Origin of the sequence: Methylobacterium litchii, from assembly GCF_038442315.1 — a bacterium.
Classification (GTDB): Bacteria; Pseudomonadota; Alphaproteobacteria; order Rhizobiales; family Beijerinckiaceae; genus Methylobacterium; species Methylobacterium litchii.
The window spans coordinates 55,614-75,393 of sequence record NZ_JBBXMY010000015.1 but is presented as its reverse complement, the minus strand read 5'-3'; the positions used below and the strand labels follow the sequence as shown (position 1 = coordinate 75,393).

Here is a 19,780-nt window from a genome sequence, read left to right as displayed (position 1 = left end):
ATTCACGCATCGGCTTGAGGGCCGTGGCAGTCGTCACCGTGCAGAATGGCGGGAACACAGGAGACGATCCTCCTTCCCCGTGGAGACTTGAGATGCTGCTCCCCAATGCCGAGTTCAGATCGAAGCTGAACGCGCTCGACGCCTCCCAGGCACTGATCGAGTTCGATCTCGACGGCCGGGTCGTGAACGCCAACGCCAAATTCCTCGCCGCCCTCGGCTACCGGATCGAGGAGATCCGGGGGCAGCACCACGCGATGTTCGTGGACCCGGCCGAGCGCGAGGGCAACGCCTACCGGCAGTTCTGGGCGGCTTTGCGCCGGGGCGAGTTCCAGCAGGCCGAATACAAGCGCATCGCCAAGGGCGGCCGCGAGGTCTGGATCCAGGGGAGCTACAACCCCCTCATCGGGCGCAACGGCAAGCCCTACGGCGTGTTCAAATGCGCCACCGACATCACGGAACAGAAGCTGCGCAATGCCGACAACGCGGGCAAGCTCGACGCCCTCGATCGCTCGCAGGGCATCATCGAGTTCGCCCTCGACGGCACCGTCCTGACGGCGAACCCCAACTTCCTGGCGGTCGTCGGCTACGGCCTCGACGAGGTGCAGGGCCGGCATCACGCCATCTTCGTGGACGAATCCGAGCACGGGAGCGACGCCTACCGCGCGTTCTGGGACGGGCTGCGCCGGGGCGAGTTCCAGCAGGCCGAATACAAGCGCATCGCCAAGGGCGGGCGCGCCGTCTGGATCCAGGCCACCTACAATCCCGTCCGCGACGCCGCCGGCCGTCTCGTGAAGGTCGTCAAGTTCGCCACCGACATCACCCCCGCCGTGGAAGAGCGCCAGTGCCGGGCGGAGCTGCACCGCAGCATCGATCACGATCTCGATGGCATCGCCGCCGCCGTCTTCCAGGCCTCCCAGCAGGCCGTGGGGGCCGCCAGCGCCGCCGAGCAGGCCTCGGGCAACACCCAGGGCGTCGCGGCGGGCGCGGAGGAACTCGCCTCGTCCGTCGGGGAGATCGGCCGGCAGGTCAGCCGTGCCCTGCAGGTCACCGGACGCGCCGTCGAACAGGCGAACGCCACCTCCACCGTCGTGGCCGGGCTCGCCTCGGCGGCCCAGCGCATCGGCGACGTGGTCGGCATGATCTCGAGCATCGCATCGCAGACGAACCTCCTGGCGCTCAACGCCACCATCGAGGCGGCCCGCGCCGGCGAGGCCGGCAAGGGCTTCGCCGTGGTCGCCGCCGAGGTGAAGGACCTCGCTGCGCAGACCGCCAAGGCGACCCAGAGCATCGGCGGCCAGATCGCCGAGACCCAGGACGCGGCGAACCGGGCGGCCTCCGCCATCACCGGCATCGGCGAGACTATCGAAGAAGTGAACGCCATCTCCTCGGCCATCTCCTCCGCCGTGGAGCAGCAGGCCGCCGTGGCGCGGGAGATGTCGGTCAACATGCAGGCGATGACCGGCGCGGTCTCCGAGATCAGCCACAGCGTCGGCGTGATCGCCTCCTCGACCCGCGAGGTCGATGCCGCGACGCGCCTCGTCCGCGACGCCTCGCGCAGCATGGCGGCCTAAACCGAGGAGGGCGGATCGCGGCGAACCGTCCTTCCCCTGGCGTCGCGGGCACCGTAATCTTGGCCGACGCTGCTTCGCGGCGACGGGGGCGGGCCACGTGCGGGATCGGGGGGACCGAGCCAGGGCGACTTTGACCGGCTTGCAGCGGAACCGTGCCGGCCGGCGCGGGGCCGTCGCGTACCCGGCATGATTCCCGCGCGCGCCGAGACTCCCGCGGCCTATGCGGGCGATGCGGGACGCCTGGCGGCCCTCACGAGCTACGGCCTTCCCGGCACGCCGGGGGACGGGACGTTCGACGGCCTCATCCGCCTCGCGACGGAGGCCTGTGCCGCGCCGGTCGGCATGATCACCCTGGTCGCCGCCGAGCGGCAATGGTTCAAGGCCCGCATCGGCTTCGAGAAGGCCGAGACCGGCCTCGACCGGTCGATCTGCGTCCACGCCCTGCCGGAGACGGACGCCCTCGTCATCCCGGACCTGACGCGGGACCCGCGCACCCGGGACAACCTCGCCGTCACGGGTCCCTCCGCCTTCCGCTTCTACGCGGGCGCCCCCCTGCGCAGCGCCTGCGGCCACGGGTTGGGCACGGTGTGCGTCATCGACCGCGCCCCGCGCGAAGGCGGCCTGACGCGATCCCAGGCGGACCTCCTGCGGGGGTTGGCCGATCAGGTCATGGCGCTGTTCGAGGCCCGCCGCACCCTGCTGGCCCGCGAGGAAGAGGCGGCCGGGCTGCGGGCGAGCGCGGCCTTCCTGCACAGCGTGCTGGCCGCCTCGCCCGATTGCATCAAGGTGCTCGATCTGGAGGGGCGCCTCGATTTCATGAACGGCCCCGGCCTCGTCGCCATGGATGTCGAGGATTTCGCGACGATCCATGGCGCTTACTGGCCTCGGTTCTGGGCGGGACCGTCCGAGGACGAGGCCCGCGCGGCCGTCGCGCGGGCCGCCGCCGGCGGCGAGGGCCGCTTCGAAGGCTGGGCGCGCACCCTGCGCGGCGTCGTGAAATACTGGGATGTGTCTGTCACTCCCATCCGGGGCGGGGACGGACGGCCGGAACGGCTGCTCGCGGTCTCGCGCGACCGGACCACGGAACGGCAGGCCTCCGTGAGGCTCACCGCCCTGACGCGCCTCGGCGACGACATTCGAAACATGGCGGAGGCCGATTCCGTCTCGGCCCTCGCCGCCGCGACGGCCGGGGAGACCCTTGGCCTGTCGCGGGCCGCCTACGGCGCCGTGGACCGGGCCGAGAGCGGCATCGACTTCCAGCGGGACTGGACGCGGCCGGGCCAGCGCAGCGTCGTCGGGCGCCACCGCTACGCGGATTACGGGCGCTACATCGACGATCTGCGCCGGGGCGAGACCGTGGTGATCGCGGATGTCCGCACCGATCCACGCACCGCCGCGAGCCTCGACGCGCTGCGGCGCTTCGACATCAGCGCGCTCGTCAACGTGCCGGCGATGGCCGGGGACCACCTCGACGGGGTGCTCTGCCTGCACGAATCCGGGCCCCGTGCCTGGACGGCGGAGGAGGTCGCCTTCGCCAAGGCCGTCGCGGATCGGACGCGCCTCGCCCTGATGCGGATCGGGGCGGAGGAGCAGCGCCAATTGCGGACCCATGAGGTCGGCCACCGCCTGAAGAACCTCCTCGCGATGGTGCAGGCCATCGCGACGCAGACCCTGCGCTCGGCCGACGACCTGACGGGGGCGAGCGAGGTCCTGGCGGGCCGCCTCGCGGGGCTCGGGCAATCCTACGATCTGCTGCTCGACGGCGAGTTGGCGACGAGCCCCATCCGGGACGTCGTCACCCGCGCCCTCCACCTGCACGCCGATGCCTCGGGGCGCTTCGACGTCTCGGGACCGGAGATCCTGGTCGGCGGTCAGGTCGCCCTGTCGTTGTCGCTGATGCTGCACGAACTGGCGACGAACGCGGCGAAGTACGGCGCCCTGTCGAACGTGACCGGGCGCGTCGCCGTGGAATGGCGGGTGCGGGAGGCCGGGGGCGGCGCGCGGCTGCGGCTCGCCTGGATTGAACGCGGCGGACCGCCCGTCAGCCCGCCCAAGCGGAAGGGGTTCGGCACCCGGCTGATCGAACGCGGCTTGGCGGGTCAGGTCGGGGGCGAGGTGACCCTCGCCTACGAGCCCGAGGGATTCGCCTTCACCATCGAGGCGCCGCTGGCTGCGTTCCGCTCGGAGAACGCAGTGCAGGACGACGCTCCGGCGCAAGCGGTCTCGACCCCATTTTGACTATTGGTATTTGGTATGCCATGACTCTTCGCGTGTCGGATGGTCGCCTATGCCCCGCGACAATGATGGACGCGGCGCAGGCTCCCTCGGACGCTTCACGGCACAAGGCGAACAAGCCCCCGTGAATCGAAGCCAGATAGGCTCACATCGACGGAGGAAGCCATGATGGGCGCGCCGCTCGCGGGCGTGAAGGTTCTGGACTTCACGCATGTTCAGTCCGGCCCGACATGCACACAGTTGCTGGCTTGGTTCGGCGCTGACGTCATCAAGATCGAGCGCCCGGATGGCGGCGACGCGACGCGCCAGCAGTTGCAGGACATCCCCGGCGTCGACAGCCTCTACTTCACGATGCTGAACCACAACAAACGGTCGATCACGATCGACGTGAAGCACCCGACCGGCAAGGAGGTGCTCTGGCGCCTCATCCGCGAATGCGACGTCCTCGTGGAGAATTTCGCGCCGGGCGCCCTCGACCGGATGGGCCTGACCTGGGACGCCCTGCAGGAGGCCAATCCGCGCCTCATCCTCGCCTCGGTAAAGGGCTTCGGGCCGGGCCGCTACGAGGATTGCAAGGTCTACGAGAACGTCGCCCAATGCGCGGGCGGCTCGGCCTCGACCACGGGCTGGCGCGGCGACAAGCCGATGGTGACCGGCGCGCAGATCGGCGATTCCGGGACCGGGCTCCACCTCGCCCTGGGGATCGTCACCGCCCTCTATCACCGCGTTCAGAGCGGGCGCGGGCAGCGTGTCGATTGTGCGATGCAAGACAGCGTGCTCAACCTCTGCCGGGTGAAGCTGCGCGACCAGCAGCGCCTCGCGCGCGGGCCGCTCCCGGAATACAGCCAGTTCGGCGAGGGTGTGCCCTTCGGTGAGGCCGTCCCGAGGGCCGGGAACGATTCCGGCGGCGGGCAGCCCGGTCGCATCCTGAAATGCCGGGGCTGGGAGCAGGACCCGGACGCCTACATCTACTTCATCGCGCAGGCGGCGGTCTGGAAGCCGATCTGCGACATCATCGGTGAGCCGGACTGGACGACGGACCCGAACTACAGTTCACCCCAGGCCCGCCTGCCGCATCTCAACGAGATCTTCACGCGCATCGAGGCGTGGACGATGAAGCACGACAAGTTCGAGGCGATGGATATCCTCAACGCCTACGACATACCCTGCGGGCCGATCCTCTCGATGAAGGAGATCGCCGAGGACGAGGCGCTGCGCGCCAGCGGAACGGTCGTCGAGGTCGATCACCCGACGCGGGGATCCTACCTCACGGTCGGCAACCCGATCCGCCTGTCGGCGAACCCCGTCGCGATCGAACGCTCGCCGCTGCTGGGCGAGCATACCGACGAGATCCTGCGCGACGTGCTCGGCTGTTCCACCGCCGAGATCGACGCGATCCTGTGGTCGGGCGCGATGGGCCGGGCCACGAAGATCGCGGCGGAGTGAGGCTGGCCTCAGGCGTAGCGGGCGTGGCTGGCGGCCGGACGCTGCCGGCTGTTGCTCTCGTCGGCGGCGCCGGGGGTCAGCTTGTCGGCGACGTAGACGACGAGCAGGCACTGCACGGAAGCGAAGAGGACGAAAGCGGCGAGGGCAGTGGCGAGCATCGTGGTCTCCGGGGCCTATGTTGCGCTGCGGTAGCCCCGATATAAAACCCGCCTCCTTGTATACCAAGTGCAAAATACCAATCTCGCGCATGCAAATTGTGCATGGCAACACGGGGACTAATCCGGCCCCGCGGCGCGCAGCCCTCCGGAGCCGAGGGTGAGTTCGGCTGTGACCGGCGGCCCGTCGGGGGCGGTCTCGTCCTCAGGGCCCCCGTCGAACAGGCCGATGGCCTCGCAGGTCGCCCGCATCGCGGCGTCCGTGCAGAGGCGGTCGAGGGTCGTGCGGTCGCGCGCGACCAACTTGCCGCGCTCAAAGCGCGCGTAGACGCGCCCCGTGCCGCGCTCGGCGAACCGCACCTCTCCGAGCCGGCCGAGGCAGGCCTTCAGGAACCCGACGTTGCGGTCCGGCGCATGGTCGATGCCCGCGTAGACCTGCGCGGGCGTCTCCGCATAGACGTTGATCTTGCGGAAGCGCTCGATGTCGAGGAGCGCGACGGGGTCGAGGACGATCATTGCGTCGTTGCCGCCGAAGGCGATGGTGCGCGGCACCTCGCCGTTCGGGACGGTGTTGTCGAGGAATTCGAAGGCGACCACCTTATCGCGCCGCAGCGCCCACAGGAAGAACAGGCGCGGGATGCCCGCGAAGGCCTCGACGTTGTGGGCCAGCAGGTCCTCGACAGCCTTGTAGCGGCCGAATTCCTGGCCCCGCTTCCAGGCCCGCTCCACCGTGGCCTCGGGGGGCGTGACCATGAATTGCAGATAGATCGTGTGGCCGAAGCGGGTGAGCAGCTGGCCCGGCCGATCCGCCGCCGCATCGACGGCGAAACTGTCGAAGCGGAAGCGGTCGATCAGCAGATGGGACATCCGCCCCTCGGCTGCCTTGCGGCTCATGTAGAGGTCGAGCTTTTCGTCGACGATCTCCACCTCGTAGCCGGTGAGCGGACCGGCATAGCGCCGCGCGGCCCCGAGACTGTCGTAGTCGAGGAGATACTTGCGCCAAACGTCCGGCGTGATCACCGCGAAATCCTGCCAATCCGCACCCGTCCGCTCGGCCAGCGCCCGCTGGTAGGGGCGGATCGTGCTCTTGCCGGATGCCGAAGCGCCCTTCACGTTCATCACCACGGGACGCTCCTGCGCCCGGACCCGGCGATAGCCCTCGGCGGCGACGACGGCGTCGAACCAGGGCGCGATCAACTCGCCGATCCGGCGGCTTCCGTAGCCGTTCGAGACGAGGATGGCGGCGAGCTTGCGCAGCAGGTCCGCATTCCGGGGCAGATGACCGTGCCGGGCGACGAGGCCGGCGGTGACCGTCGCCAGGGCGTCCTGCACCGCCCGCTCCAGGCTGCCGGGCTCGGCCGGTTCGCGCCGGGCGGGCGCCTCGACCGGATCGGGCGTTCGGGCACGCAACCTGAAGCTGAGCCAGCCGCGCCGGATCGGCACGGTCTCGCGCACCGGCCCGTCGAGGAGGAGCGCGATCTCCCGCCGGAGCAGGGTATCCGCCTCCTCCCGGATCGCGCGCAACGCATCCCGGATTTCCGGCAGGTGCCCCTCGATCCCGGCGCGCCAGATCGTCGCCACGATCCGGCGGAAGTTCACGCCGAGATCGGCGTAGACCGTGCCGAGGGGGATCGAGAGATCCGCCATGACCCGCACCAGCAGCTCATGGACGACGAGGCGTTCCGCCCGGAACTGAGTGAGCCGGCTCGCGGGAATCCCGCAGACGTCACTCAGCTCCTCGCTCTCCGCGAAACACGTCTCCGTGTTCTCGTCGCGAAAAATCGTCGCCAGGGGACGGACGTGACGGGGTAAACCGGAGGCGAGACCGGGATTCCAAGCATGGAAACCGGTTTCGCCCGACACCGGATCAGGCGGCGGAGGCGGCGTCGATCGCCTCGAACCGCATCTGGTACTGGTCGCCCCAGATCGCATCGGCCTTCTCGGCCCAGTCCTTGCCGAAATATTTCTTGGCCTGGAACTCGCTGCTCCAGATACAGACCGAGGTGATCCGGGTATCCAGCACCCGGATGTGCTGACTTTCCAGGCCGGAGGTCACGCCGAAGCGCGGCAGCATGTCCTTGCTGGCCAGCGCATGCTCGTTCTCGGCCGCATAGACGACCGGACATTCCACAATCGTGAGGTATTTCATCGGGTTGCTCGCCGGCTCGGTTGCGGTCTCACGCGGACGATCAGCCATGCCTTGGGTGCTCCACGGCAGTCTTCGGCTTGGCGATGTCAGTATTCGGACACGAATCCGGCGCGGCGACCCAGTCGGTGGCCATGGCGTCGTGGGTCCCGCCTGCTCGGCTGGCCATCACGCTCCTCCTTCGGGTCCGCCCTCTCGGAGCGGTTCCTCGACAAAGATTGGTATACAGAATACCTGTTGTCAACAGCGGATCGGGCTCCTGCATGGCAGGAGCGGGTCGCCTTGTGTTTCACAGGCCGAACGAGCATCCTCCGGGGCGTTGCGCGGCGGCGCCTACCTGCCAGCGTCGCTCCCCTGTCAGCGCAGAAGTGTTGTAGAACAGCATGCAGAATCTTGCGATCAGCCCGATCGTTCCGGCGACAAGTCTCCGTACGCTCGCCTACGAAGCCCTCAAATCCGCAATCACCCAGATGGATATTTACGGCCAGGCCGGCGACATCCGCCTGGACGAGCGGAGCCTATCGCAGTCCCTCGGGGTGAGCCGGACGCCGATCCGCGAGGCGCTGACGGTGCTGGAACAGGAGGGCTTCGTGCGCAACGAGCCCCGGCGCGGCATCTTCGTGGTGAAGAAGACCCGCAAGGAGATCGTCGGCATGATCCAGGCCTGGACGGCCCTGGAGAGCATGGCCGCGCGGCTGGCCTGCACCCGCGCGACGGACGACGACCTCGCCTGCATCCGGCGGATGTTTCCGGAGTTCTTCGACCAGAAGCCGGAAGATCACCTCGATGAGTATTCGGAAGCGAACATTCGCTTCCACCAGAAAATCCTGTCGCTGGGCCAGTGCGACGTGATCAACGGCCTGTGCAGCAACCTGCTGATGCATGTCCGGGGCATCCGCAACACCGCCCTGAGGCAAGGCGACCGCGCCTCGAAATCCATCGGCGAGCACGTGAAGATCATCGAGGCGCTGGAAGCGCGCGATGCCGATCTCGCCGAGCGGCTGGTGCGCGAACACGGCCTCGGCCTCGCGACCCATGTCGAGACCTACGGCAACCATCTCGACTGAGGCGTGAGTTCTAGCCGGCGCGCCGTCCCGCCTGACGGCGCTCGGGCGAGGCGTGCCCGGCATGGTCGTGGGCGATGTCGGCCAGCATGGCGCCGATCAGGTCCATCTGGTCCACGATGCCGATCAGCCGTCCGTCCGCGCCGATCACCGGCGCCTGACGCAGGCCGCCTTGCATCATCAGCCACGCCGCCTGCCCGGCGGCGGTGTGCGGTTGCAGGGTGACCGTACCCGTCGTCATTACGTCGGCCACCGTCCCCTGCGGGGCGCGGCCGCGCTGGAGCATGAGGGCGAAGCGCCGCCCGAGGCCAAGGCGCGGAGCCCGGCGCTCCCAGCCGATGGTCTTGTCGATCAGGTCGTCCTGCGTGACGATTCCGAGCACCCGCGCGCTCTCGTCCGTCACCGGCACCATCGTGACGCGGTGCTGACGCAGGCTCGCGAGGGCGTCGCGCAGGGGCGTGTCGGGAGCGATCGCGCGGATGCCGCGTGTGACGAGCGCCCCGCAGGTCGTCTGGCCGGATTGGCGCAGCGAGGCGTGAACCTGCGCCCGGCGCAGGATGACGTGAAGGTCGCCGGGATCGATGTCGAGGACTTCGTCGAATTGCGCGAGTGCCGCGTCGATATCGGCCGTGGTCAGGCCGGAGCCCATCGCGGCGCCGGACTCGCCCGTATCCCGCGCGGCGACCGACGCGGCGTGCGGGTAGCGGCGCCCGGTCAGGTTGTTGAACAGCAGCGCGCAGATCAGCAGCAGGAGCGAGTTCGCCCCGACGGGCCAGAGGACGAAGGTGTAGCCGAGATCGCGGATGGCGGGGCCGCCGAGCACGGCGGTGAGCGCGACCGCGCCGCTCGGGGGATGCAGGCATCCGAACAGCATCATCACCGCGATGGCCGCCGACACGGCGACCGCGCCCGCGAGCATGGCGTCACCGATATGGGCGGCGGCGGTGACGCCGACCAAGGCGGCGACGATGTTGCCGCCGAGGATCGACCAGGGCTGCGCCAGCGGGCTCGCGGGGACCGCGAAGAGCAACACCGCCGAGGCCCCCATCGGGGCGACGAGGATCGGCAGGTCCGCCCCCGACCCGACGGCGGCGCGGGCGATCAGGCCGGTGCAGAGGAGACCGAGCAGCGCGCCGCAGGCCGAGCGCGCGCGCTCCAGGAGGCTGACCGGCGCGAGGCGGGGGACGAAGCGGTCTCGGAAGCGGGTCATCATCGTTCCGTGCCGCGGGACAGGAAACGGGGGCGGACCGGGTCCGCCCCCGCCGGGCCTTGTACTGCTCAGACGGCCTTGGCGTCGTGCAACTCGGCGATCTGCTGCTGAGAATAGCCGAGCTGGGCCAGGATGTCGTTGGTGTGCTCACCCAGCAGCGGCGAGGCCTTGATGTCGACCTGAAGGTCCGAGAACTTGATCGGGCTTCCGACGGTCAGGTACTTGCCGAGCTTCGGATGCGCGACCTCGACGATCGTGCCGCTCTCGCGGAGCGACTTGTCCTCGGCGATCTCCTTCATCGTGAGGACCGGCGAGCACGGAATGTCGAACTTGCGCAGGATGTCGACCGCCTCGAACTTGGTCTTGTCGGCGAGCCAGCCTTCGATGGTGTTGAAGATGTCGAAGATCTTGTCCTGGCGGGCGCGGGCCGTGTTGTAGGCCGGATCGTCGATCCACTCCTCGCGGCCAATGGCCTTACAGATCGGCGCCCAGGCATGACCCTGGATGGTGAAGTAGATGTAGGCGTTCGGGTCGGTCTCCCAGCCCTTGCACTTCAGCACCCAGCCCGGCTGGCCGCCGCCGCCCGCGTTGCCGCCGCGCGGCACCACGTCCGAGAACGTGCCGTGCGGATATTGCGGGTATTCCTCGAGGTATCCGATCGCATCCAGGCGCTGCTGGTCACGCAGCTTCACGCGGCAGAGGTTGATCACCGAATCCTGCATCGACACGGCGACCTTCTGGCCCTTGCCGGTCTTGGTCTTCTGGTGAAGCGCCGTCAGGATGCCGATGGCGAGGTGCATGCCGGTGTTGGAATCGCCGAGCGCGGCGGCCGACACGGTGGGCGGCCCGTCCCAAAAGCCGGTGGTCGAGGCGGCGCCGCCGGCGCATTGCGCCACGTTCTCGTAGACCTTCAGGTCCTCGTAATGGTGGCCGTCCGAGAAGCCCTTCACCGAGGCGAGGATCATGCCCGGGTTCAGTTCCTGGATCCGCGCCCAAGAGAAGCCCATGCGGTCCAGCGCGCCGGGGCCGAAATTCTCGACCATCACGTCGGACTCTCGGATCAGCTTCTCCAGGACTTCCTTGCCCTGCTTGGTCTTGGTGTCGAGGGTCAGCGAACGCTTGTTCGAGTTCAGCATCGTGAAGTAGAGGGCGTCCGCGTCCTCGATGTGGCGGAGCTGGTTGCGGGTGACGTCGCCCGCGCCGGGACGCTCGACCTTGATGACGTCGGCGCCGAACCACGCGAGGAGCTGCGTGCAGGCCGGACCCGCCTGGACGTGGGTGAAGTCGATGATCTTGATGCCTTCGAGCGGCTGAGACATTTTAGTTCCTCCCGTGGATAGAATACTGACTCTCGGAAATACTTCGACTTTCAGGTCGGAATGCACTCTTTGCTTTCGGCTTCTAGGTCCGAAATTCGCTGGCGGAGGCGCTTCTCCTCGCTCCAGCGCTCGGTTTCGTCGCGGATGACGGCGACGATTCCGGTCACCGTGCCGTCCTCGTCCTTGAGGAGGCCGACGGTGAAGGCGATGGACAGGCTGTGCCCGTCCTTGTGCAGGGCCGGCACGCGCAGGAGCTTCGTGCCGTACTTCGTGATCCCCGTGCGCATCGTGTTGGCGTAGCCGTCCCAGTGGCGGCGCCGATGGCGGTCGGGGGTGATCAGATCGAGGGGTTGGCCCAGCGCCTCGGCGGGGGAGAAGCCGAAGATGCGCTCGGCGGCCGGGTTCCACACCACGATGGCTCCGTCGGGATCGGACACCACCACGGCGTCGCCGACGGCATCGACAAGCCCGGACAGATCGAGATGCTGTGCCATGGTGCGCTCACGCGCTCGGCCGGTCTGCGACGCTCGGCTCGGTCATGGCGTTCTCTCCCTTGCTTCCTGCACGAGAGGCTCTCCCTCCCGACGGGTGACTCGGTGATTGGTATCTGGTATGCCACATATCGAATGGCAGTCAAGCCGAATAGGCGATGCGGCGTTGTCGAAATCGCGTGACGATCAGGGAAGGAGGCGGCCGGCATGACGCTCGGACCCAGCATCACGATCACCCAGATCGAGGGCTTCAAGTTCGTCGTCGATTTCGGCGCCGCCTTCCCCACGCTGGCGACGGACGAGCCGGAACCCATCGGGCGTGAGTCCGGCCCCTCGCCGGAGCAGGTTCTGATCGCGGGGGTGAGCAATTGCCTCTGCGCCAGCCTCGCCTTCGCCCTCGGCAAGTTCGGACAGGACGGCGGGGGCGTCACGGCGACGGCGTCGGCCGCCATCGTGCGCAACGCCGAGAAGCGCCTGCGCATCGGCGGGATCGCCGTCGACATCACCCTGGGCGCCGCCGCCGAGGCCATGCCGCGCATCGAGCAGGTGCTTGCCCAGTTCGAGCGGTTCTGCACCGTGTCCGAAAGCGTGAAGGCCGGCATCCCCGTCACCGTCGCGGTGCGGGACGGACACGGAATGCCCTTGCGATGAACCACCGGGAGGAATCGATGGACGATCACGCACGGACGAGGGACGGCGCCAGGGAGCCGGGCGAACTCGCATCCCTGTTCAACGCCCGCGCCAATGCCGGCGATGTGGAGGGTCTGGTGGCGCTCTACGAGCCCGAGGCGGTGCTGGCGGCCGGCGATGTCGTCGCCACCGGCCATGACGAGATCCGCCGGTTCTACACGGACCTTCTCGCCCGGAAGTCCGACTTTCCGCAGGCGGAAACCCTGCCCGCCCTCGTTCAGGACGGCCTCGCACTGACCTTCGCGAGGCTCGCGAACGGCGTCCTGTCCGTCGAGGCGGCGCGGCGCCAAGCGGACGGGACGTGGCTGTGGGCCATCGACCAGTTGAAGATCAAGCCCCGTGGGGAGGCTCCCCCTCGGTCATGAAGAAATCGACCGCGCGCCGTACGACCGCCGGGTCGTAGGCGTGCGGTCCGTCGTATTCGACGAAGGTGACGTCGTAGCCGGCCTCGCGCAGCAGCCGCGCGTGGGTGCGGCCGCTCCGGTCGATGGGGATCTGCTCGTCCCGCGTGCCGTGGGAGATGAAGACGCGCGGTGTCCCGACCTGCGCCTGGACCGACATGAACCCTGCGGAGGACACGATGACGTGGCTGACGAGGTCGCCGTTGGTGAGCCCGAGGGAGAGGGCGTAGCTCCCCCCATCCGAATGGCCCGCGAAGGCGATCCGGCCGGGATCGAGCAGGAAATGCGCGGAGAGCGCCTGGAGCGCGTGTTCGAGCCGGTCACGGTCGGGGCCGTTGCCGGCAATGACGAGATCCCAGGTCGGATGCAGCGATTGCGGGACGAGCAGCAGGAAGCCGCGCGCTTCCGCGTGGACCGCGAGCATCGGCATGATCTTCTCGGCGCTGCCCCCGCCGCCGTGGAACAGGACCACGAGCGGGACGGGGCGGCGCGGCGCGAGGCCTTCGGGCACGTAGAGCCGCGCGTCGCGCTCGGCGAAGAGGCCGAGGATATGGCTGCCCGGCGGAAGGGGATCCTCCGTCGGGAGCCGGAGCGGGACGGTGAGCCGTCCCGCGAGCTTGGGGTCCGTCACCGGGAATGCCCCATGGCGTCCGCCCTCATTTGCGCTTGATCACGCTCTGCGGGTTGAGGCTGCCGATATTGCCGCTCTCGCTGCCGGCGGCGGGGTCGATCACCGCGTTGATCAGCGTCGGCTTGCCCGAGTCCATCGCGGCCTCGACGGCGCGCTTCAGCTCGTCCGGCGTGACGGCCTGGGCGCCCACGCCGCCGAAGGCTTCCATCATCCGGTCGTAGCGGGAATCCGGGACGAAGGTGGTCGTGCCCGGGTCGCGGCCGGTCGGGTCGGTGTCCGTGCCGCGATAGATGCCGTTGTTGTTGAAGACCACGATGCAGATCGGCAGCTTGTACCGGCAGATGGTCTCGACCTCCATGCCGGAGAAGCCGAAGGCGCTATCGCCCTCGACCGCGAGGACGGGCTTGCCCGTCTCGACGGCCGCCGCGATGGCGAAGCCCATGCCGATGCCCATGACGCCCCAGGTGCCGACGTCCAGGCGCTTGCGCGGCTGGTACATGTCGATGATGCCCCGGGCGAGGTCGAGGGTGTTGGCGCCCTCGTTCACGAGCATCGCGTCCGGCCGCTCCTTGATCACGGTGCGCAGGGCGCCGAGCGCGGAGTGGAAGTCCATCGGCGCGGTGTTCTTCATGAGCTTCGGGGCCATCTTGGCGATGTTGGCCTCGCGCTTGGTGCGGATCGTCTCGACCCACTCGGCCGGCGCCCCCGTCCAGCCGTCGCGCATCCCGTCGAGGAGGGCGGCGACGCAGGAGCCGATATCGCCCACGACCGGCGCGACGATCTCGACGTTCGAGTCCATCTCGCGCGGCTCGATGTCGATCTGGATGAAGCGCTTGGAACCGGGCTCGCCCCAGGTCTTGCCCTTGCCGTGCGAGAGCAGCCAGTTGAGGCGCGCGCCGACCAGCAGCACCACGTCGGAGTCCTTCAGCGCTGTCGAGCGCGCGGCACCCGCCGAGAGCGGATGCGTGTCCGGCAAAAGCCCCTTGGCCATGCTCATCGGCACGTAGGGGATGCCGCTGCGCTCCACGAGCTCGCGGACGAGCTCGTCGGCCTGGGCGTAGGCCGCCCCCTTGCCGAGCACGATCAGCGGACGCTTGGCGTTCTTCAACTCGGCCAGGGCGCGGGCGATGGCGGACGGCGCCGGCAGCTGCGCGGGCGCCGCGTCGATCACCTTCACCAGCGACTTCGCGCCGGCCTCGGCATCCATCACCTGCGAGAACAGCTTGGCCGGCAGATCGAGATAGACGCCGCCGGGACGGCCCGACACGGCGGCGCGGATCGCCCGCGCGATGCCGATGCCGATGTCGCAGGCATGGAGCACGCGGAACGCCGCCTTGCACAGGGGCTTGGCGATGGCGAGCTGGTCCATCTCCTCGTAGTCGCCCTGCTGCAGGTCGACGATCTCGCGCTCGGACGAGCCGGAGATCAGGATCATCGGAAAGCAGTTGGTGGTGGCGTTGGCGAGCGCCGTGAGGCCGTTGAGGAAGCCCGGCGCCGAGACGGTGAGGCAGATGCCCGGCTTCTTGGTGAGGAAGCCCGCGATGGCGGCGGCGTTGCCGGCGTTCTGCTCGTGCCGGAAGGACAGGACGCGAATCCCCTCGGCCTGGGCCATGCGGCCGAGGTCCGTGATCGGGATGCCCGGCACGCCGTAGATCGTGGTGATGCCGTTGAGCTTGAGGGCATCGATCACGAGGTGGAACCCGTCGGTCTGCTCCGTCTGCGAGTAGAACTCGCTGATGGCAACGTCGGCGGCCGACATGTCGATCTTCTTCGCCACTGCGGTCATTGGTTGGGCCTCCCAGCAGGTTTCTTGGGTCGATGTTGGCCGGCTCGATGAACCGGCTTTTGGCATAATGTATACCAGAAACGGCGACAAGGTGGTGCGGTTGGAGGGGGTGCGCGCCGGCACGGGACCGGCGCGCACCGGGATTTACGCCATCCGGGCGGCCTGGACCTTAGCGGCCTCGGCGGTGCCGGCGGGCTCCTCGGTGAGGTAGCGACGGCGCAGGGGCTTGAGGACGAACATCGCCAGCGACGCGGCCACGATGTTGAGGCCGATGATCAGGGCGAAGACCGCCGACCAGCCGAAGCTCGCCGAGACCATGCTCGCGAAGGGCACGAGGAAGGCGGCGGTACCCTTGGCGGTATAGAGGAGCCCCGCATTGCTCGCCGCGAACTTCGATCCGAACGTGTCGCCGCAGGTCGCAGGGAACAACGAGTAGATCTCGCCGAAGACCCCGAAATACACGGCCGTCGCCAGAATGAAGACGTAGGGGTTCGTGCCGACGTTGAGCAGGAGGATCATCGCCATCGCCGCGATGCTGAAGGCGATGAACATTGTGTTCTCACGGCCGATATTGTCGGAGACCCAGCCGAAGAACGGGCGGCCGAAGCCGTCGAAGACACGATCCAGGGAGATCGCCAGGGTCAGGGCGGTCATCTGGAGACCGAACAGGCTGACCGGGACGCCCGCGACCTTGAAATCGTGGGCGATGGGGGCGATCTGCGCCGCCGCCATCAGGCCCCCCGAGGCCACCATGACGAACATGGCGTACATGACCCAGAAGACCGGCGTGCGCACTGCCTGCTTGGGCGTGCGGTCGACCTTGGTCTGGGGCACGCGGACGCTGCGCTTCTGCACCGGGCTGAGGGTGGACGGCTTGCGCAGCAGGAAGGACACCAGGACCACGACGAGGCCCTGGCCGATCCCGAAATACAGGAAGGCCGTCTCGTAGCCGCTGGACGCGATCGTCTTGGCGATCGGCACGACGGTGATCGCCGCGCCCGCCCCGAAGCCCGCCGCCGTGGCGCCGGCCGCGAGACCGCGCCGATGGGGGAACCATTTCAGGGCATTGCCGACGCAGGTGCCGTAGACCGACCCCGCGCCGATGCCGCCGACCACCGCGCCGAGATACAGCATAGCGAGCGAATCGGCGTAGGCGTTTAGCACCCAGGCCGAGGCGATCATGATGCCGCCGAAGCAGACGACGAGGCGCGGGCCATACCGGTCCACGAACCATGTCTCAATGGGAACGAGCCAAGTCTCCGTGGCGACGAAGATGGTGAAAGCGATCTGGATGGCGGCGCGGCCCCAGTGGAACTTGCTGTCGATCGGATCGACGAACAATGTCCAGCCGTATTGCAGGTTGGCGATCATCGCCATGCAGACTACGCCGAAGGCGAGTTGCCACCATTTGGCGGAGTCGGCATCTCTCGGGGTGTCGGGGTGTACCGCCGGTGAGCCGAGGGCTGATCGGTGTTCCATTGGCTTTCTCCCGCGGTGGCTTCTTCGAGCTCGCGCGGCTGCATCCTGCACGATCCGTACAGGTATGCAATATACCAGAGTCGAGAAATTGCGGACGCAGCACTATCATGCAGCCTCCCCCACCGGGGGTGACGCCCACCAGACCGCGTGGGTCCGGCGCCTTTGGCTGCCGGTCCTCGCCCTCCTCCTCGCGGGCTGTTCGGACGACGGGGCGGAGCGCCGCCGCGCGTTGGGCGAGGCGCCGAGCTTCACCGCACTCATGCGGGTGGCCGATGCGGAGCGGGGTGGCCGTCTGTTCGGAGCCTGCGCCGCCTGCCATTCGATCAGGCTGGGGGCCGGCGACAAGAATGGACCCGCCCTTCACGGCGTGATGGGCAAACCCATCGCCGGAAACAGCCGGCGCTTCGCCTACACCGGGGCGCTCCGGGCGCTCGGCGGCATGTGGACGCCAGAGCGAATGGACCGATGGCTCGCCGCGTCGGCGACCATGGCGCCGGGCACCAGCATGACGTTCCCCGGCGTCCCGGATGCCCTCGACCGGGCGGACCTCATCGCCTTCCTGCTCTCGCAATCCGACGCGGGCGGGACTGCACCGCATCCCTGACCTGGCGATTGCCTGTTATCAGGCTAGCGCATACATTAAGCGGCTTAATGTCAGTGCTAGTGGTATGAACACGACGGCCATCCTATCGACCGAGGAGCTGGAGAGCCTGCGCCGGCTCGGCGAGCGCGTCCGCCGTGCGCGCCTGCGCCGGAACCTGTCGCAGGTCGAGCTGGCCGAACGGATGGGCGTGCATCGCCCGACGGTCATCAACTTGGAGAAGGGGCGACCCGGCGTGACGCTGGCCGTCGCGATCAAGGCGCTGAGCGTCTTCGGCTATGCCGAGCGGATCGGCGACCTCCTCGCGACGGACCCCGTCGGCGAAGGGATGGAGACGGCCTCCGGCCGGAAGCGCGCGGGCAGCAGGTCCCATGTGGCAAACTTCTAGGACCGGACGGCTCGACTATCTGGTCGTCTACCGCTGGCGCGGTGACGGCTACGGGCCGGTCGGCGACCTGACGTTCGAAGGCTCGGGGCCGCGACGCAACGGGCGCTTCCGCTGCCGCCTCGTACTTCGGCCAGGACGGGGCGAAGGCCATCGATCCGGTCGGCCTGCCGCTCGTCAGGAAATCGTATGCCGCCGCGCCGGAGGAGGTGCCGCTGGCCTTCCACGATGCCGGGCCCGACGGCTGGGGGAAGGAGATCCTGACGCGGGCGTTCCCGACCAGCGTCCTGTCGATGCCGGAATATCTCGCCCTCGGTGGCCTCGGCCGCACGGGCGACCTCGCATTCGGCCCGACGCCGACCAGCGGCCCGGTGACGTGGACGCCCCCCGAAGCGCCGCTCGTGGACCTGCCGGACGAGACCGACGACCTCGACGCGCTGATGGATGCGGCCGCCGCGGTCGAGGCCGGCGATGCCGAGGGGCATCACTTCAAGCTCCTCTTCCGCAACAGCGATGTCGGCGGCGCCCGGCCCAAGGCCAGGATCCGGTCCGAGGGCCGGCAGTGGATCGCGAAGTTCCCGACCTCCATGGACAAGTTCGACGACCCCCGGGTCGAGGCGGCCTGTCTCGACGTGGCCGAAGCGGCCGGCTTTCCGGTTCCGCGCCGAAAGATCGTGGTCGCCGGCCGCCGCGCCGCCCTCTTCGTCGAGCGCTTCGACCGGGACGAGGGCATCGGAGGGCGGCCATACGCGTATCTCAGCGCGGCGACCCTCCTGAAGCAGGCGTCGGCCAGCTACGCCACCGCGCGCACCTACACGGACATCGCCTCGGTCGCCCAGGCGATCGGCGTAAAGGATGCGCCGGCCTCCGTCTTCGGGCGGCTGCTCCTCAACGCGTATCTCCACAACACCGACGACCATCTCAGGAACCACGCCTTCCTCGACAGGGGCGACGGCTGGACGCTCTCCCCGGTCTTCGACCTCGTCCCGCATCCGGATCGCGCCCGGCACGTACCGGCACCCGCACCGGGGATGTCGCCCGCGTGGGACGTCGAGGCCGCGATGCGCGCGCATACGGCCTTCCGCCTGGACGCGGGGGAGGCGCAGGCGATCCGCGAACGCGTCCTTCAGGCCGCGCGACGGCTGGGCGAGTTCATGGACGCGCGCGAGGTGCCGCCGAAGGATCGGCGGTACCTGAAGGATGCGTTTCCGAGAGAGATGAGGTTCGCCCCGTAGCTGCGGAGTGCGTTCGGTCCACCAAAGATGAAGGGCGCGGCCCCTCACCCAAGGCGCAACCCGCGCCGCGCCTTGCGCCGCTGGAGATACAGGCTCGCGGCGAGCGCCGTCGCGATCACCGCCAGGGACATCCCCGTAGTGAGGGTGCCGAGCGCATAGATCTCCGGCGTCGTCACCGTCGTCGTCAGGCCCTGCAATTCGAGAGGCAGGGTGTTGCGGCCACCGATGGCCTGGCTGGTGCGGGCCAGTTCGTCGAAGGACAGGGTGAAGCCGAACAGCGCGACGCCGACCAGCGACGGCCCGAGGATCGGCACCACGACGTGGCGCAGGATCTGCGGCCCGGTCGCCCCGAGGTCCCGCGCGGCCTCCTCGTAGGCCGGATCGAACCGGTTGAAGACCGCGAACATGATGAGGAGGCCGAAGGGCAGGGTCCACGTCAGGTGGGCGCCGAGCGCCGAGGTGTAGAGCCCCATCAGGGTGCCGTGATCCTGCGGCCAGCCCCAGCCGGTGGCGGCGGCCACTGCGTTCACCGCGTCGTCGAGGAGGCGGAATTCCAGCCCGATGCCGAGGGACACGACGATGGAGGGCACGATCAGGCTCGCCACCGCGACGGTGAACAGGGCCCCCTCCCCGGCGAAGCGCTTGCGGAAGGCGAGGCCCGCGAAGAAGGCGATCCCTACGGTGAGCGCCATCACCACGAGGCCCAGCCGCAGGGAGCGCCACAGGGCGCCCCAGATGTCGACGATGCCGACGCCTGCCCAGAGCTTCCCGAACCAATGGGTCGAGACGCCGTTCATCGGGAAGGTCAGCCCCCCCTGCGGCCCCTGGAAGCTGAGGACGAGGATCGTCAGCGTCGGCCCGTAGAGGAAGGCGACGAAGAGGGCGAAGAACGCGGCGAGGCCGTAGAAGGCGGGGGAGCGGGGGCGGTCGCGCAT

19 protein-coding genes are annotated in these 19,780 nt (G+C 68.8%); 9 read left to right on the top strand and 10 right to left on the bottom strand.

Going from position 1 to position 19,780, the window contains the following annotated elements:
• Positions 1-92: 92 nt before the first annotated feature.
• From AAHF99_RS21820 to frc (AAHF99_RS21810), 3 genes are all read left to right on the top strand, one after another.
• Positions 93-1,571 (top strand): methyl-accepting chemotaxis protein, encoded by a 1,479-nt coding sequence (locus AAHF99_RS21820; protein WP_342166563.1) that lies wholly within the window; start codon positions 93-95, stop codon positions 1,569-1,571.
• Positions 1,572-1,757: 186 nt separating this feature from the next.
• Positions 1,758-3,809: a GAF domain-containing protein gene (locus AAHF99_RS21815; RefSeq protein WP_342166562.1), complete on the top strand. Its 2,052-nt coding sequence runs from the start codon at positions 1,758-1,760 to the stop codon at positions 3,807-3,809.
• A gap of 165 nt (positions 3,810-3,974) precedes the next feature.
• The gene (gene frc, locus AAHF99_RS21810; protein ID WP_342166588.1) at positions 3,975-5,252 is read left to right on the top strand and encodes a formyl-CoA transferase; all 1,278 of its coding nucleotides are present in this window, start codon (positions 3,975-3,977) and stop codon (positions 5,250-5,252) included.
• Between the two features lie 8 nt (positions 5,253-5,260).
• Here frc (AAHF99_RS21810) and AAHF99_RS21805 read toward each other — a convergent pair whose 3' ends face one another.
• The 3 genes from AAHF99_RS21805 to AAHF99_RS21795 all read right to left on the bottom strand — a co-directional run bounded on the left by AAHF99_RS21805 (position 5,261) and on the right by AAHF99_RS21795 (position 7,604).
• Entirely contained in the window at positions 5,261-5,410 is a 150-nt protein-coding gene (locus AAHF99_RS21805) for a hypothetical protein (RefSeq protein ID WP_243957892.1), read from the bottom strand.
• 117 nt (positions 5,411-5,527) lie between these two features.
• Positions 5,528-7,054 (bottom strand): DEAD/DEAH box helicase family protein, encoded by a 1,527-nt coding sequence (locus AAHF99_RS21800; RefSeq protein ID WP_342166561.1) that lies wholly within the window; start codon positions 7,052-7,054, stop codon positions 5,528-5,530.
• A 220-nt stretch (positions 7,055-7,274) separates the two neighbouring features.
• The gene (locus AAHF99_RS21795; protein WP_342166560.1) at positions 7,275-7,604 is read right to left on the bottom strand and encodes a hypothetical protein; all 330 of its coding nucleotides are present in this window, start codon (positions 7,602-7,604) and stop codon (positions 7,275-7,277) included.
• Between the two features lie 332 nt (positions 7,605-7,936).
• Between AAHF99_RS21795 and AAHF99_RS21790 the strand changes: the two genes are divergently transcribed.
• Positions 7,937-8,620, top strand: coding sequence for a GntR family transcriptional regulator (locus tag AAHF99_RS21790; RefSeq protein WP_342166559.1), 684 nt, complete (start codon positions 7,937-7,939; stop codon positions 8,618-8,620).
• A 10-nt stretch (positions 8,621-8,630) separates the two neighbouring features.
• On the opposite strand, the gene AAHF99_RS21785 is transcribed toward AAHF99_RS21790, so the two are convergent.
• From AAHF99_RS21785 to AAHF99_RS21775, 3 genes are all read right to left on the bottom strand, one after another.
• On the bottom strand, positions 8,631-9,827 hold the full coding sequence (locus AAHF99_RS21785) for an HPP family protein (protein WP_342166558.1): 1,197 nt from the start codon (positions 9,825-9,827) through the stop codon (positions 8,631-8,633).
• Positions 9,828-9,895: 68 nt separating this feature from the next.
• Complete coding sequence (gene frc, locus AAHF99_RS21780) at positions 9,896-11,146, bottom strand: formyl-CoA transferase (RefSeq protein ID WP_342166557.1); 1,251 nt, start codon at positions 11,144-11,146, stop codon at positions 9,896-9,898.
• 50 nt (positions 11,147-11,196) lie between these two features.
• Positions 11,197-11,640: a PAS domain-containing protein gene (locus tag AAHF99_RS21775; RefSeq protein WP_342166556.1), complete on the bottom strand. Its 444-nt coding sequence runs from the start codon at positions 11,638-11,640 to the stop codon at positions 11,197-11,199.
• 204 nt (positions 11,641-11,844) lie between these two features.
• On the opposite strand from AAHF99_RS21775, the gene AAHF99_RS21770 reads away from it, so the two are divergent.
• Both AAHF99_RS21770 and AAHF99_RS21765 read left to right on the top strand, forming a co-directional pair.
• Entirely contained in the window at positions 11,845-12,288 is a 444-nt protein-coding gene (locus tag AAHF99_RS21770; protein WP_342166555.1) for an OsmC family protein, read from the top strand.
• A 17-nt stretch (positions 12,289-12,305) separates the two neighbouring features.
• Positions 12,306-12,692, top strand: a complete 387-nt coding sequence (locus tag AAHF99_RS21765; RefSeq protein ID WP_342166554.1) for a nuclear transport factor 2 family protein — start codon at positions 12,306-12,308, stop codon at positions 12,690-12,692.
• Here AAHF99_RS21765 and AAHF99_RS21760 read toward each other — a convergent pair.
• From AAHF99_RS21760 to oxlT, 3 genes are all read right to left on the bottom strand, one after another.
• Positions 12,658-13,359, bottom strand: coding sequence for an alpha/beta hydrolase (locus tag AAHF99_RS21760; protein WP_342166553.1), 702 nt, complete (start codon positions 13,357-13,359; stop codon positions 12,658-12,660). The two genes, AAHF99_RS21765 and AAHF99_RS21760, sit on opposite strands and share 35 nt — an antisense overlap.
• A 25-nt stretch (positions 13,360-13,384) precedes the next feature.
• Positions 13,385-15,145 (bottom strand): oxalyl-CoA decarboxylase, encoded by a 1,761-nt coding sequence (gene oxc, locus AAHF99_RS21755; RefSeq protein WP_412759928.1) that lies wholly within the window; start codon positions 15,143-15,145, stop codon positions 13,385-13,387.
• 144 nt (positions 15,146-15,289) lie between these two features.
• A complete protein-coding gene (oxlT, locus tag AAHF99_RS21750; protein ID WP_342166552.1) occupies positions 15,290-16,624 on the bottom strand; it encodes an oxalate/formate MFS antiporter in 1,335 nt (444 codons plus the stop codon).
• Between the two features lie 64 nt (positions 16,625-16,688).
• On the opposite strand from oxlT, the gene AAHF99_RS21745 reads away from it, so the two are divergent.
• The 3 genes from AAHF99_RS21745 to AAHF99_RS21735 all read left to right on the top strand — a co-directional run bounded on the left by AAHF99_RS21745 (position 16,689) and on the right by AAHF99_RS21735 (position 18,845).
• Positions 16,689-17,228: a c-type cytochrome gene (locus tag AAHF99_RS21745; protein ID WP_342166551.1), complete on the top strand. Its 540-nt coding sequence runs from the start codon at positions 16,689-16,691 to the stop codon at positions 17,226-17,228.
• A gap of 64 nt (positions 17,229-17,292) precedes the next feature.
• Entirely contained in the window at positions 17,293-17,613 is a 321-nt protein-coding gene (locus tag AAHF99_RS21740) for a helix-turn-helix transcriptional regulator (protein WP_342166550.1), read from the top strand.
• Positions 17,614-17,819: 206 nt separating this feature from the next.
• Positions 17,820-18,845 (top strand): type II toxin-antitoxin system HipA family toxin, encoded by a 1,026-nt coding sequence (locus AAHF99_RS21735; protein ID WP_342166549.1) that lies wholly within the window; start codon positions 17,820-17,822, stop codon positions 18,843-18,845.
• Between the two features lie 44 nt (positions 18,846-18,889).
• Here the strand turns inward: AAHF99_RS21735 and AAHF99_RS21730 are convergent, their stop codons facing one another.
• Entirely contained in the window at positions 18,890-19,780 is an 891-nt protein-coding gene (locus tag AAHF99_RS21730) for an ABC transporter permease (protein ID WP_342166548.1), read from the bottom strand.

Coding starts and splice junctions, on each gene's coding strand:
- AAHF99_RS21820 (WP_342166563.1), top strand. CDS start 93: ATGCTGCTCCCCAATGCCGAGTTCAGATCGAAGCTGAACGCGCTCGAC.
- AAHF99_RS21815 (WP_342166562.1), top strand. CDS start 1,758: ATGATTCCCGCGCGCGCCGAGACTCCCGCGGCCTATGCGGGCGATGCG.
- frc (WP_342166588.1), top strand. CDS start 3,975: ATGGGCGCGCCGCTCGCGGGCGTGAAGGTTCTGGACTTCACGCATGTT.
- AAHF99_RS21805 (WP_243957892.1), bottom strand. CDS start 5,410: ATGCTCGCCACTGCCCTCGCCGCTTTCGTCCTCTTCGCTTCCGTGCAG.
- AAHF99_RS21800 (WP_342166561.1), bottom strand. CDS start 7,054: ATGGCGGATCTCTCGATCCCCCTCGGCACGGTCTACGCCGATCTCGGC.
- AAHF99_RS21795 (WP_342166560.1), bottom strand. CDS start 7,604: ATGGCTGATCGTCCGCGTGAGACCGCAACCGAGCCGGCGAGCAACCCG.
- AAHF99_RS21790 (WP_342166559.1), top strand. CDS start 7,937: ATGCAGAATCTTGCGATCAGCCCGATCGTTCCGGCGACAAGTCTCCGT.
- AAHF99_RS21785 (WP_342166558.1), bottom strand. CDS start 9,827: ATGACCCGCTTCCGAGACCGCTTCGTCCCCCGCCTCGCGCCGGTCAGC.
- frc (WP_342166557.1), bottom strand. CDS start 11,146: ATGTCTCAGCCGCTCGAAGGCATCAAGATCATCGACTTCACCCACGTC.
- AAHF99_RS21775 (WP_342166556.1), bottom strand. CDS start 11,640: ATGGCACAGCATCTCGATCTGTCCGGGCTTGTCGATGCCGTCGGCGAC.
- AAHF99_RS21770 (WP_342166555.1), top strand. CDS start 11,845: ATGACGCTCGGACCCAGCATCACGATCACCCAGATCGAGGGCTTCAAG.
- AAHF99_RS21765 (WP_342166554.1), top strand. CDS start 12,306: ATGGACGATCACGCACGGACGAGGGACGGCGCCAGGGAGCCGGGCGAA.
- oxc (WP_412759928.1), bottom strand. CDS start 15,145: ATGACCGCAGTGGCGAAGAAGATCGACATGTCGGCCGCCGACGTTGCC.
- oxlT (WP_342166552.1), bottom strand. CDS start 16,624: ATGGAACACCGATCAGCCCTCGGCTCACCGGCGGTACACCCCGACACC.
- AAHF99_RS21745 (WP_342166551.1), top strand. CDS start 16,689: ATGCAATATACCAGAGTCGAGAAATTGCGGACGCAGCACTATCATGCA.
- AAHF99_RS21740 (WP_342166550.1), top strand. CDS start 17,293: ATGAACACGACGGCCATCCTATCGACCGAGGAGCTGGAGAGCCTGCGC.
- AAHF99_RS21730 (WP_342166548.1), bottom strand. CDS start 19,780: ATGCGCGACCGCCCCCGCTCCCCCGCCTTCTACGGCCTCGCCGCGTTC.